Annotated in this window: 11 protein-coding genes and 1 pseudogene; 7 read left to right on the top strand and 5 right to left on the bottom strand. The window is 72.1% G+C overall.

Annotated elements, in window-relative coordinates:
- Positions 1-62: 62 nt before the first annotated feature.
- A pseudogene (locus HHX40_RS37665) lies at positions 63-470 on the bottom strand (RNA polymerase sigma factor); the annotation flags it as partial.
- 144 nt (positions 471-614) lie between these two features.
- On the opposite strand from HHX40_RS37665, the gene HHX40_RS13725 reads away from it, so the two are divergent.
- The 6 genes from HHX40_RS13725 (at position 615) to HHX40_RS13700 (ending at position 6,082) form a co-directional block, all read left to right on the top strand.
- Entirely contained in the window at positions 615-1,265 is a 651-nt protein-coding gene (locus HHX40_RS13725) for a class I SAM-dependent methyltransferase (RefSeq protein ID WP_182880897.1), read from the top strand.
- Positions 1,262-1,843 carry a TrmH family RNA methyltransferase gene (locus HHX40_RS13720; protein WP_259402832.1) on the top strand — a complete coding sequence of 194 codons (582 nt, stop codon included), beginning with the start codon at positions 1,262-1,264 and terminating at the stop codon, positions 1,841-1,843. The genes HHX40_RS13725 and HHX40_RS13720 overlap by 4 nt, the downstream gene beginning before the upstream one ends.
- A gap of 57 nt (positions 1,844-1,900) precedes the next feature.
- Positions 1,901-2,698, top strand: coding sequence for a glycerophosphodiester phosphodiesterase (locus HHX40_RS13715; protein WP_182880896.1), 798 nt, complete (start codon positions 1,901-1,903; stop codon positions 2,696-2,698).
- 46 nt (positions 2,699-2,744) lie between these two features.
- Positions 2,745-4,094 carry an MFS transporter gene (locus HHX40_RS13710; RefSeq protein WP_182880895.1) on the top strand — a complete coding sequence of 450 codons (1,350 nt, stop codon included), beginning with the start codon at positions 2,745-2,747 and terminating at the stop codon, positions 4,092-4,094.
- A 538-nt stretch (positions 4,095-4,632) separates the two neighbouring features.
- Positions 4,633-5,574: a hypothetical protein gene (locus HHX40_RS13705; protein ID WP_182880894.1), complete on the top strand. Its 942-nt coding sequence runs from the start codon at positions 4,633-4,635 to the stop codon at positions 5,572-5,574.
- Positions 5,575-5,737: 163 nt separating this feature from the next.
- Entirely contained in the window at positions 5,738-6,082 is a 345-nt protein-coding gene (locus HHX40_RS13700; protein ID WP_030509898.1) for an RNA polymerase-binding protein RbpA, read from the top strand.
- Between the two features lie 90 nt (positions 6,083-6,172).
- Here HHX40_RS13700 and HHX40_RS13695 read toward each other — a convergent pair whose 3' ends face one another.
- From HHX40_RS13695 to HHX40_RS13685, 3 genes are all read right to left on the bottom strand, one after another.
- On the bottom strand, positions 6,173-8,329 hold the full coding sequence (locus HHX40_RS13695; RefSeq protein ID WP_182876753.1) for an MMPL family transporter: 2,157 nt from the start codon (positions 8,327-8,329) through the stop codon (positions 6,173-6,175).
- 24 nt (positions 8,330-8,353) lie between these two features.
- Entirely contained in the window at positions 8,354-8,899 is a 546-nt protein-coding gene (locus tag HHX40_RS13690; RefSeq protein WP_182880893.1) for a TetR/AcrR family transcriptional regulator, read from the bottom strand.
- Between the two features lie 95 nt (positions 8,900-8,994).
- Positions 8,995-10,017: a zinc-dependent alcohol dehydrogenase family protein gene (locus HHX40_RS13685; RefSeq protein WP_182880892.1), complete on the bottom strand. Its 1,023-nt coding sequence runs from the start codon at positions 10,015-10,017 to the stop codon at positions 8,995-8,997.
- 322 nt (positions 10,018-10,339) lie between these two features.
- Here HHX40_RS13685 and HHX40_RS13680 point away from each other — a divergent pair, with 322 nt between their 5' ends.
- Positions 10,340-11,335: a helix-turn-helix domain-containing protein gene (locus tag HHX40_RS13680; protein WP_182880891.1), complete on the top strand. Its 996-nt coding sequence runs from the start codon at positions 10,340-10,342 to the stop codon at positions 11,333-11,335.
- On the opposite strand, the gene HHX40_RS13675 is transcribed toward HHX40_RS13680, so the two are convergent.
- Positions 11,332-12,288 (bottom strand): SDR family NAD(P)-dependent oxidoreductase, encoded by a 957-nt coding sequence (locus HHX40_RS13675; protein ID WP_182880890.1) that lies wholly within the window; start codon positions 12,286-12,288, stop codon positions 11,332-11,334. The genes HHX40_RS13680 and HHX40_RS13675 overlap by 4 nt on opposite strands.
- Between the last annotated feature and the right edge of the window lie 44 nt (positions 12,289-12,332).

The following is a 12,332-nucleotide window of genomic DNA, read 5'->3' as shown; positions in this document are numbered from 1 at the left end:
GAACAGCGGTGCAGGCGGAGGCGAGCGGCCCCGCGCGAGCGGCCGAGCACCGTGGCGATCTCCGCCGACGCCAGCCCTTCCCAGCTCGCCAGCGCCAGCACCTCGCGGTCGTCGGCGCCGAGCCGCCGGAACGCCCGGCGTACGGCGTCGAGCTCCCCGTGGTCCGGCGGCCAGGGCGGCTCTTCCCGCCGCCGCGCGTCCCACAGGGCGAGCTCCGCTCCGAGCCGCTCGACGAGCGCGCTCCTGCGAGTCTCGGCCCTGCGGCCGTTGGCCAGCACCCGCCGGGCCACGCCGTACAACCAGAGGCGGGCCGCCGGACCCGCGGGGACGTCGCCGATGCGCCGCCAGGCCGTGGCGAAGGTCTCGGCCAGGGCGTCGGCGGCGTCCTCGGGGGACGTGGTGCGGCGCCGGACGTAGGCGAGGAGATCCGCGTAGTGCGCCACGTAGATCTCCTCGAAACGGCGCCTCATGTCCCCGCGGCCCACCGCTGCTCCCCCTTCACCGTTTTTCCCCGCCGTCTCGTACGTGTCCGGAAGGCCGGAAGTGTTTCACCCCCGTCTCCGCGGAGCCGTCCGTGGAGATCACCGCTCCGCGGCGTTGGTACGTTTGGGCACGTGGCCCATTACTTCGAGGAGCGTCCCGAGGCGGACAGCCGGCCGGGGACGGTCACCCTGGTTCTCCCGGATCTGCACCTGCGCCTGGAGACCGACAGCGGGGTGTTCTCCCCCGAGCGGATCGACGCCGGGACCCGGGTGCTGCTGGAGACCGTGCCTCCGCCGCCCCCGGAGGGCGACCTGCTCGACCTCGGCTGCGGCTACGGCCCGATCGCGCTGACCATGGCGTCCCGGGCGCCGGGGGCGACGGTGTGGGCCGTCGACGTGAACCGCCGTTCGGTGGAACTGTGCCGTAGGAATGCCGCGAGCGCCCGCCTTGACAAAGTAAGGTCGGTGCACGTCGACGAGGTGCCGGCGGACGTCAGGTTCCGGGCGATCTGGTCGAACCCGGCCATCCGGATCGGCAAGGCCGCCCTCCACGCCATGCTCACGCGGTGGCTCGACCGGCTCACCCCCGACGGCAGCGCGTACCTCGTCGTGCAGAAACACCTGGGCTCCGACTCGCTGCAGCGCTGGCTGACCGAGCAGGGCTGGCCCGCCTCGCGGCTGGCCTCCCGGTCCGCCTACCGCGTCCTGCGGGTGGACGCCCGCCCCGCACCCTCCCCCGCGCCCTCCTCTGTGCGCGGCTCTTCCGGCGACCAGGAGCGATGAGCGCCCCGATGAACACGACCAGGACGACCACGACCAACCCGCGCAGGCAGCTCAAGCCGACCGACGTCAAGCGGCTCAACCGCACCTGGCGCCGCAACACCGAGGGCCGGCTGGCGCTGATCCTCGAATCCGTCACGGGCCCCTTCAACATCGGCTCGATCTTCCGCACCGCCGCCGCGTTCGGCGTGGAGACGATCTGGCTGGCCGGCAACGCCACGCCGCCCACCAACCCCAAGGCGCAGAAGACCGCGCTCGGCACCGATCGGCTGGTCGAGTGGCACGAGCCGGTCCCGGTGACCGACGCCGTACGCGCCGCCAGGCAGGAGGGCTACCGGGTCGTCGCCGTCGAGCTGACCGGCGACGCCGCGCCGCTGCACGAGGCCGCGCTGGACGGGGACGTCTGCCTGGTGCTGGGCAGCGAGGACCACGGCTGCTCCCCCGCCTGCCTGGAGGCCGCCGACGCCGTGGCCTACATCCCGCAGGTGGGCAGGGTCGGATCGGTGAACGTGGCGGTGGCCGCGGCGATCGCGATGGCCGAGGCCAGGCGACGGGAATGGGCGTCGTTGGGCGCCTCGTGACCCAAATGTTCATGTCCGTGCGCTGACGCACTCTCCGGGACCCGGCATACTCCTTTCGTGCACCGCCGTTTCGCGTTCCTCGACCATCCCGGCCCGCTCGCCTTCGCGCACCGCGGCGGTGCCGCCGAGGGCCGGGAGAACACCATGGAGGCCTTCTCCAGGGCCGTCGGCCTCGGCTACACCTACCTGGAGACCGACGCCCACGCGACCTCCGACGGCGTACTGCTCGCGTTCCACGACCACACGCTCGACCGTGTCACCGACCGTGCCGGACGTGTCTCCCGCCTCCCCTACCGCGAGGTGCGGGCGGCCAGGATCGGCGGGCGGCACGAGATCCCCCTGATCGAGGACCTGCTCGGCACCTGGCCGGACGTACGGTTCAACATCGACGTCAAGGAGAGCGCCGCGATCGCGCCGCTGGCCCGGGCGATCCGCCGTACCGGCGCCCACGACCGGGTCTGCCTGACGTCGTTCTCCGACGCCCGGCTGTCGCGCGCCCTGCGCGCGGTCGACGGGGAGGTCTGCTTCTCGCTCGGCCCGCGCGGGCTGGCCGCCCTGCGCACCGCCGCGATGGGCGGCGGGTACGGCCGCCTGCTGTCGGGGCTGGCGCGGGCGGGGGTGCCGTGCGCGCAGGCGCCCATCGGGTTCCGCGGCCTGCGGGTCACCACCCGCGCCCTCGTGCGGACGGCGCACGCGATCGGCATGCAGGTGCACGTGTGGACGGTCAACGACCCGGTGACGATGGCCCACCTGCTCGACCTCGGCGTGGACGGCATCATGACCGACAACATCAGCGGCCTGCGCGACGTCCTCAAGTCGCGCGGGCAGTGGCACCCCCGCCCGGCGGTCCCGTAACCCGCGGGACCGCCCGGCACGACCGCTCCACAGGCGAGGAGAGACGATGACCGCCCCCCAGGTCGTTCAGGAGGAGCTTCCCGGCGCGCGTCGGCGGGAGCAGCGCGGCTGGTACTGGTACGACTGGGCCGACTCGGCGTTCCAGACGACCGTCCTGACCGTCTTCCTCGGGCCGTACCTGACCTCGGTCGCCACGACGGCGGCGGGCGGCCCGGACGGCTTCGTGTCGTTCCTCGGCCTGGACCTGCGGCCGAAGGCGTACTTCACCGCGATGGTGACGATCTCGGTGCTGCTCCAGATCGTGGTCATGCCGGTCGTCGGCGCCGTGGCCGACCACACCGGGCGCAAGAGGCGCATCCTCGGGTCGCTCGCCTTCACCGGCGCGGTGGCCACCTTGGGGTTCTACCTCGTCTCTGGCGACGCGTACCTGCTGGGCGGCGCGCTGTTCCTGCTCGCCAACGTCACCTTCGGCTCGGCGCGGGTCGTGTACGACTCCTTCCTGCCCCAGATCGCCGAGGCGGAGGAACGCGACACGATCTCCAGCAGGGGGTGGGGATTCGGCTACCTCGGCGGCGGCCTGCTGCTCGCGCTCAACCTGGTGGTCTACCTGTTCGCCGACATCGACGAGGGCCTGGCGGTGCGGATCAGCCTGGCCTCGGCGGGCCTGTGGTGGGGCGCCTTCACGATCATCCCGATGCTGCGCCTGCGCGACCGGCGGGTGCCGGTCCACGAGGCGACCGCGGCGCGGGCGGTCGCCGGCAGCGTGCGCCAGCTCGGCCGCACGATCGCCGAGGCGCGCCGCTACCCCCGCACGCTGCTGTTCCTGGCGGCCTACCTGGTCTACAACGACGGCGTGCAGACCGTCATCGGGTTCTCCGCGACGTACGCCGACCAGGAGCTGGGGCTGGGGCAGACCCACCAGATCGGCGCGATCCTGATGGTGCAGTTCATCGCGGTCGGCGGCGCCCTCGGGCTGGGGCGGCTCGCGGCGGTGTTCGGGACCAAGCGCACGGTCCTCGCCAGCCTGGTGGTGTGGACCGTGGTGGTGGGGGTGGCCTACTTCCTACAGAAGGGCGCGGCCCTGCAGTTCTACGCGATCGCGTTCGCCATCGCGATCGTCATGGGCGGCACGCAGGCGCTGTCACGGTCGCTGTACTCGCTGGTGATCCCGCCGGGGCGGGAGGCGGAGTACTTCAGCCTGTACCAGGTGAGCGACAAGGGGTCGGCGTTCCTCGGCTCACTGGTGCTCACGCTGGCGCTCCAGCTCACCGACAGCTACCGCACCGCGATCGTCTCGCTGATCGTGTTCTTCGTTCTCGGATTCGTGCTGCTCACGACCGTCAACCTGCCCCGGGCCATCCGCGACGCGGGCAACGAGGTCCCCGACCACATCTGAGAGGGGAGATCCTGGGAGGGACCGTCCGTGCTGCCTGGAGGCATGACCCCCCGGCGGGCGGTGTGGCTCGTGCTGACCCATCGCGCCAGGGCCTTCGTCCCCGCCTGGGTGCGGGCCGGCTGGTGGCCGCCGCTGCCCGAAGGGTGGGGAGTGCGGCGCTGGACCCGCGTCCCGGGCTGGGTGGACAACGGGCTCGCGCCCGCGCTGGCCGCCGCGATCTCCACGGTGATCGCCTGGCGCCTCGGCCGGCAGGGTGAAGAGCTGATCGTCGTCGCCGGCGTCGTGCTGGTCGCCGTCCGGCTGGTGCCCGTCGTCCGGCCCGCACCGGTGCGAGATCGGCACGTCGCGCGGCGCGCGGACCACCTGGTCCTGCTGGCGGCCGTCGCCGAGGTGGCCGAAGCTCTCGGAGTCCGGCGCCCGTCACGAGTGTGTTTCGCCCCTGTCGCCGAGAGCGGTGGCATCCGGCTGGGGCCACGGCGTACGGAGCTGTGGATCGGCCTGCCCTACCTTCTGGGTTTTGAGAGGGCGGAGCTGCGCGGTGATCGCCTTCGAGCTCGTCTTCCTGGAAGCGCGCCGGGCGTGGTTGCTCGGTGCGCTCCTGGAGGTCTGGAAGGCGGGAACGAGGATGAAGCCCGCCGTACAAGGGGAGATCGGCGCAGTGGTGCGGGCCCTCGTCACCGAGGCCGACCTGGCCGGCCGCCGCGTGTCGGATCCGCGGACCGCGGCGAACGCGGTGCTGCGCGGCGCGCTCATGAGCGCGTCATTCGACTGGTTCGTGCACCGCTACGCCGCGGACCTGCCTGCCCACCGATACCTACCGCTGGACCTTTACCAGGCCTGGCGCTGGAAGGTGCACCAGGACGACCTTCTGGCCCGGCTCATGCCGCGCTACCTCGAACTCTCCGCGACCGGCTCACTGGGCCTGGACGCGACCAGCCGCATGGCGGAGCTGGGGGTGGTCCTCGACCAGGCGCCCAGGCCGGCCGCGGACCCGATCCTGTCCACGCCTGGTCTCACCGTCGAGGCGCGGTTCGCCCGCTGCCGGCTCGCCGACGTTCTCGCCCGCACACCGGCCGTGCGCCGCGAACTCACCTTTCCCGAGGTCCCGGAAACCGTCTGGGACGAGATCATGAAGCGCCGCCGTGACCAGGTCCTCCGGGCCGCGGCCGAACTCACCGGTCGTGAGCGCCTGACGCTCGCCGACCTGGTGGAGATCCTCGCGGCCGGGCGCGGTGCGGAGCTTGTCCGGGAGCACAGGGAGTGGGTGTGCACCCACCCGACGGCCGGGGTCTGCGTCCTTCTCCCCGTTCTCCATCACCACCTGCGGATGCAGGGCTACAGGTACGGTCAGGCGCTCCGCCAGCGAGAACTCATCGGTCCCGGCGGGGACCATGTCGATGTCGCCCGGCTCGCCGAGGCGATCGAGCAGGGCCACCCGATACCCGAGATGATGCCTGTCCGGTATCGGTCGGCGGTGTGACTCGATCTTGAGGGCGCGATTTATACCGCACAGCTGGGACCAGTGGGACGGAAAAAGCGCGATTGGATCAGGTCTCGGCTGGGAATCCACACACGGTATCAGGCGTTGTACGCGGTGGCGAACGAACCCCCTCGAAGGCGGGGACCTCAGGAGGCTTAAGAACATGGGCGAGCGTGCACTTCGCGGTACCCGGCTCGGCGCGACCAGCTACGAGAACGACCGCAACACCGATCTGGCGCCGCGCCAGGAGGTGTCCTACACGTGCCCGAAGGGCCATCTCACCACCGTCCCGCTCGCCGTCGAGGCCGAGATCCCGACGACCTGGGAGTGCCGTCACTGCGGCAGCCCGGCGCTGCGGGTGGACGCGGAGCAGCCGCAGCAGAAGAAGGCGAAGCCGCCGCGGACCCACTGGGACATGCTTCTCGAGCGCCGCTCGATCGAGGACCTGGAGGAGGTGCTCAACGAGCGGCTGGCCATTCTGAGGGAGCAGCGGCGCAAGAGCGCGTAGGACGCCTGTGACGCCCCCGGCGGCCCTGGTCTCCAGGGCCGCCGGGGGCGTTTCGCGTGTGCCGGCCTGTCCGCGGGTACGGGCGAGGCGTCAGGACACCCCGGCCCTCTCCGGGGGCTCGGCGACGGTGAGGTGGTGGCGCAGGCGCTCGCCCTCGACGTCGAGGTCGGGCAGCGCCCGGTTCAGGGCGCGGGGCAGCCACCAGGCGGCGCGGCCGAGCATGGACATCACGGCGGGGACGAGGGTCATCCGGACCACGAAGGCGTCGACGAGCACGCCGACGGCCAGCGCGAAGCCCATCGACTTGATGATCGGGTCGTTCATGAACACGAACCCGCCGAAGACGGCCGTCATGATCAGCGCCGCGGCGGTGACGACCCGCGCGTTGTGCCCCATGCCGTTGATCGTCGCCTGGCGGGGAGCGTCGCCGCGCACGTAGTCCTCGCGCATCCGCGAGACCAGGAACACCTCGTAGTCCATGGCCAGGCCGAACAGGATGCCGATGAGCAGGATCGGCAGGAAGCTGACCAGCGGGCCCGGCACGTCCACGCCCAGCAGACCGGCCAGGTGACCCTGCTGGAAGATCGCCACCGTGATGCCGAAGGTCGAGCCGACGGTGAGCAGGAAGCCCAGCGCGGCCTTGACGGGGACGAGGATCGAGCGGAAGACGAGCATCAGCAGCAGCACCGACAGGCCGACCACCAGCAGCAGGTACACCGGCATGGCGTCGGCGAGCTTGTCGGAGACGTCGATGCCCACGGCCGTGGCGCCGGTGACGGCGATCTCGGCGCCGCCGATGGCGGCGACCTTGGCGCGGATGGCGTGGACGGCGTCCTCGGTGGCGGCGTCGGTGGGCCCGGCCTTGGGGATGATGGTCAGCAGCGCGGTGGTGCCCGCGGCGTTCGGCTGCGGCGGGGCCACGGCCAGCACGCCGGGGGTCCGCTGGATCAACTGGGCGGCCTGCCCGGCGGCGGCGGTCGTGGCCGCGCGGTCGGCGGCGGAGACCACGGCGATCAGGCGGGCGTTGAAGCCCTCGCCGAATCCCTCGCTGGTCAGGTCGTACGCCTCGCGGGCCGGAGTGCCGGGGGCGGCGGTGCCGGCGTCGGGCAGGGCCAGCCGCAGATCCTGGGCCGGCAGCGTGAGCGCGCCCAGGGCGAGCACGCCGGCCACGAGGATCGGCACGCGCAGCCGGGTGACCACCCGTCCCCAGGTGTAGCCGAAGCCGCGGCCCCCCGCGTCGGCGTCGTCCCCGGTGCGCTGCCTGCGGGGCAGCACGCGGGCCCCGGCGTACGACAGGAAGGCCGGCAGCAGCGTGAGGGCGACCAGGACGGCGACGGCCACGGTGCCCGCGGCGGCCAGGCCCATCACGCTGAGGAAGGGGATGCCGACCACCGACAGGCCGGCGAGCGCGATGACCACGGTGGCCCCGGCGAACACGACCGCCGATCCGGCGGTGCCGACCGCCCGGCCGGCGGCCTCCTCCGGCGCCACGCCCTCGGCGAGGAACTGACGGTAGCGCGAGGTGATGAACAACGAGTAGTCGATGCCGACGGCCAGGCCCAGCATCAGCGCCAGCACAGGCGTGACGGAGGTCAGCTCGACGACGCCGCTGAGCGCGAACAGCCCGCCCATGCCGGCGCCCACGCCGATCAGCGCGTTCAGCAGGGTCATGCCGGCGGCCACCAGCGAGCCGAAGGTGACGATCAGCACCACGGCGGCGATCAGGACGCCGATTCCTTCCGACCCGCCGACCTCCGGCGGGGCGTTCAGGACCTCGCCGCCGTGCTCGACCCGCAGCCCCGCCGCCGAGGAGCCGGCTTCGAGGTACGCCGCGCGCTGGGCGTCGGTCACGTCCTTGGCCGCGTGGGCGAACTGCACCTGGACCAGGGCGTAGCGGCCGTCGGGAGAGACGGCGCCGGTCTTGAACGGGTCGAGGGCGGCGACGACGCCGGGAACGGCGGCGGCCTCCTTGACCACGGGCGCGACCGCGGCGGGCTCCAGCTTCCGGCCCTGCGGAGCGGCCACCACGATGGCCCCGGTGGCACCGCTGGCCTGCGGGAACTCCTTGGCCAGGGCGTCCAGCGCCCGCTGTGACTCGGTGCCGGGCATCGAGAACTTGTCGCCGGCCGGGCCGTGGAAGGCCGCGGCGGCCAGGCCCAGGACCACCAGCAGGAGCAGCCACAGGGCGGCGACGCGCCCGCGCCTGCGGAAGGAGAACCGGCCCAGCCGGTACAGCAGGGTTGCCACAGCAGATCTCTTTCTCGGGGAGGGTCAGCCGGTCGGCAGACCGAGCGTCCGCAACGCGCCGCGGGTGAGTTCCGCGCGCAGTGTCTCTTCGGGGATCACGCATTCACTGGCGCTGGTCAGGATGATCCCGAGCATCGCCATCCAGGCCCAGACGCGGACCTGGGGGGCGTCCGAACGGCCCGACAGGGCTTCGGTGAGCCGTTCCACGATGTGGTCGGCGTCGGGCAGCTCCGGCCGGTTGATCAGCGCGTCGACGTCCTGCAGGAGGATCTTCACCTGGAGCCGGAAGCGCAGGGACAGGTCGACGAGCCCGGTGACGGCGGCACGGGCGGCCTCCTCACCGCGCAGCCCGGCGAGCCGCCCTTCCAGCTCGGCGAACTCCGGGCCGACGGGCGCGAGCAGCTCGGTGAGGATCGCGTCCTTGTTCGTGAAGTGGTACAGCAAGGACGCCTTGGAGCAGCCCGCGTCCGTGGCGATGTCCTGCAGCGAGGTGCCGCGGAAGCCGTGGGCGGCGAACAGCCGCACGGCCGAGTCGAGGATGTCCGCGCGCGTCGTGGTTGCGCGTGCCATGCGGAACACAATAGCTGACCGATCGGCCAGTATTTGACCGATCGGCCAGCTATGTGATGGATCTAACGGTGGGCGCCTGGTGCGAAGAGGCGGCGTCAGGGGCGCAGCAGGACCTTGACGGCCCGGCGCTCGTCCATGGCCCTGTAGGCCTCGGCGGCCTCCTCCAGCGGCAGTTCGAGGTCGAAGACCTTGCCGGGGTTGATCTCGCGGTCCCAGATCAGCCGGATCAGCTCCGGCAGGAAGCGGCGCACCGGGGCCGGGCCGCCGTGCAGGTGCACTGCGGAGAAGAACAGCTCGATGCCGGGCAGCTCGACTTCGTGGGTGACGCCGACGTAGCCGACATGCCCGCCGGGACGCGTGGAGCGGATGGCCTGCATCATCGACTCCTGGGTGCCGACCGCCTCGATGACCGAGTGCGCGCCCAGCCCGCCGTTCAGATCCTTGAGCCTGGCCACGCCCTCGTCGCCGCGCTCGGTGATGATGTCGGTGGCGCCGAACTCGACGGCGAGCTTCTGCCGGTCGGCGTGCCGGCTGAAGACGACGATCCGCTCGGCGCCCAGCCTGCCGGCCGCCAGCACGCCGAGCAGGCCGACGGCGCCGTCACCGACGACCGCGACGGTCCTGCCGGGACCGGCCTCCGCGGCGACCGCGGCGAACCAGCCGGTGCCCAGCACGTCGGAGGCGGCCAGCAGGCTCGGAATCAGGTCCGCGTCGGGCATGCCGGGGGTGGCGACCAGGGTGCCGTCGGCCAGGGGAACACGGGCCCGCTGCGCCTGGGTGCCGATCGCGCCCATCGGCACGGCGTGCACACAGCGGGACTGGTAGCCGGCCCGGCAGATCTCACACGTGTTGTCGGAGGCGAAGAACGAGCCGACCACGAACTGGCCGGGCCTGAGATCGCGGACCTCGCTGCCGACCTCCTCGACGACGCCGACGTACTCGTGGCCCATCGGCGCCGGCCCGTCCTGCCTGGTCACGCCCCGGTAGGGCCACAGGTCCGAGCCGCAGACGCAGGCCGCGGACACCCGGATGATCGCGTCGGTCTGTTCGAGGATCCTCGGGTCCTCGCGCTGCTCCACCCTGACGTCACCGGGGGCGTGCATCACTACGGCTCGCATCTCATCTACTCCTTCAAGCGTCTCTCGGCGGCTTGCCTGCGCCCGCCGGTCGGACCATCAGGCCGGGGTATGGCCATGACCAGTAAACACGCTGGTCAGAGGGCACTAACCGCCGCGGCGAGATCCGCGAGTTCCGGCCGCCCGCCTGCTCCGCGGCGTGCGGCACCGCGGCTTCCCCGTCACAGACGCGATATTGACCGCGTCTTGTCACCAAGTCATCATCCTGCTGTTTTCCTGTGCACACCTGATCGCATTCGCGGCGCACGGAGGTGCTTCGCGGTGAAAAAAGCCGCCATTCCATGACAACGACCGCCGAGGACACATGAAAATCGCGTGGAACACCAGAGACATGGCCGTCCCGGATCGGTTCACCTTCTGGAACGACACCATGTCGAGGACTCTTGTGCCGGTACGGCTGGCCACCGACCATCCCGCCCGCTTCGACGGATCAGCGCAGGTATTCGGTCTCGGCGCACTGCAGATGTCGCTGATGAACCACTGCCTGCTGCAGGCGAGCCGGCCCGTGAAGCTCATCCGCCAGTCGGATCCGGAAGTCTTCCAGTTGCATCTCATTCTCCGCGGCCGTGGCCGCATGACGCAGGCGGGACGGGATGCCGCCTTCCAGGCGGGACAGCTGCTCCTCATCGACTCCTCCCGGCCGTTCGGGGGGTGGCGGGGATCCGCCGACGATCCGGCCAGGTCACTGATCATCCAGTTCCCCCGGGCCGCGCTCGGCCTGCGGTCCGACATGGTCGGGCAGCTCACCGCCGCGCCGATTCCCGTACGGAACGGCATCACCGGCGTCCTGGCCGGGCATCTCAAGCACCTGGCGGAGAACGCCGACGGTCTCACATCTCGTGACGCGGAGACGGTGGCCGACGTCACCTTCGACCTGGTCGCGGCCGCCTGCGCCGACCGGCTGGAGGCCACCGCCCTGCTGTCACCGGAATCGCGACGCCAGGCCCTGCTGTCGCTGATCCACGACTTCGTCCGGCAGCGGCTCGGCGACCCCGGCCTCACCCCTCAGACGATCGCCGCGGCACACCAGATCTCCGTCCGGCACCTGTACAAGCTCTTCGAGGAGCAGGGCGTCACGGTGGCGGCCTGGATCCGCCGATGCCGGCTGGAACAGTGCCACCGCGATCTCGCCGATCCCCGGCAGCGTTCCCGTCGGATCCAGGCCATCGCCACTCGCTGGGGCTTCACCGACGCCGCCACCTTCAGCCGGGCCTTCCGCTCCGCGTACGGCATGTCACCCCGCGATCACCGTAAGCTGGCGGCGGGCGACGACCCTTCGGAGGATCCCGGGGTCGGTTAGAGGTCGAGCAGGTCGGCCGACACCTGCCAGAGCAGGGTGGCCGCCTCCGGGTCGAGCGCGTACTCGGCGACGCCGCGGCGGGTGCCCGGGCGATGCGGCCCGGCCTCCTGGCAGTCCTCGAAGTAGCGACCGGTGACGCCCTCGACCAGCGGCGAGGCCGCGAGCAGCACGGAGGTGGCCGCGCCCTGCTCGACCGTCTTCCAGGCGGGGCCGTCGCCGCCCATCTGGGTGCGCAGGCGCTCAAGCTCCTCCTCGGTGACGTGCCGCTGGAGGTTGGTCGGGATCGCGCCGGGCATGAGCGCGTTGACCTCGATGCCGTCGCCGGCCCAGCGCCTGCCCGCCTCGACCGCGAACAGCACGTTGGCGGTCTTGGACTGCCCGTACGCCAGCCACGGGTCGTACGGGCGCTCCCGGAACTGGATGTCGTCAAAGACGACCGGCGAGCGCAGGTGGGCGCTGGAGCTCACCGACACGACGCGGGCGCCTCCGGCCGCCGCGAGCGCCGGGTGCAGGCCGACGGCCAGCGCGAAGTGCCCGAGGTGGTTGGTGGCGAACTGCGACTCCCAGCCCTCGGGCGTGCGCGCCTCGGGCGAGGCCATCACGCCGGCGTTGTTGACCAGGATGTGCAGCGGCCCCTCCCAGGTCGCGGTGAACGACGCGACGGACGCCCGGTCCATCAGGTCGAGCGGCGCCACGCGCACCCGCGCGTTGCCGGTGCCGAGGGCGAGGTCGTCGGCGACCCGCTTGCCCGCGCCGAGGTCGCGGACCGCGATCGTCACCTCGGCCCCCGCGGCGGCCAGCGCCCGCGCGGTCTCGACGCCGATGCCGGACGCGCCGCCGGTCACGACGGCCCGCCGCCCGCGCAGGTCGACGCCCTCGATCACCTCGGCGGCGGTGGACCCGGCGGTGAACGGCGTGGTGACGCGCGTGGTCTGAGTCGTGTTCCGAGTCATGTTCGTTCCCCGTCCCGTACGGCGGCGCGGGCCCCTGGGAGTCC

Source organism: Microbispora sp. H10949, assembly GCF_014161435.1.
Lineage (GTDB): Bacteria > Actinomycetota > Actinomycetes > Streptosporangiales > Streptosporangiaceae > Microbispora > Microbispora triticiradicis.
This window is presented reverse-complemented; position numbering and strand designations above follow the sequence as displayed.

Excerpts from the sequence above, each read along its gene's own strand:
- HHX40_RS13680 (WP_182880891.1), top strand. The coding sequence starts at position 10,340 with ATGAAAATCGCGTGGAACACCAGAGACATGGCCGTCCCGGATCGGTTC.
- HHX40_RS13675 (WP_182880890.1), bottom strand. The coding sequence starts at position 12,288 with ATGACTCGGAACACGACTCAGACCACGCGCGTCACCACGCCGTTCACC.
- HHX40_RS13685 (WP_182880892.1), bottom strand. The coding sequence starts at position 10,017 with ATGCGAGCCGTAGTGATGCACGCCCCCGGTGACGTCAGGGTGGAGCAG.
- HHX40_RS13700 (WP_030509898.1), top strand. The coding sequence starts at position 5,738 with ATGGGCGAGCGTGCACTTCGCGGTACCCGGCTCGGCGCGACCAGCTAC.
- HHX40_RS13710 (WP_182880895.1), top strand. The coding sequence starts at position 2,745 with ATGACCGCCCCCCAGGTCGTTCAGGAGGAGCTTCCCGGCGCGCGTCGG.
- HHX40_RS13690 (WP_182880893.1), bottom strand. The coding sequence starts at position 8,899 with ATGGCACGCGCAACCACGACGCGCGCGGACATCCTCGACTCGGCCGTG.
- HHX40_RS13720 (WP_259402832.1), top strand. The coding sequence starts at position 1,262 with ATGAGCGCCCCGATGAACACGACCAGGACGACCACGACCAACCCGCGC.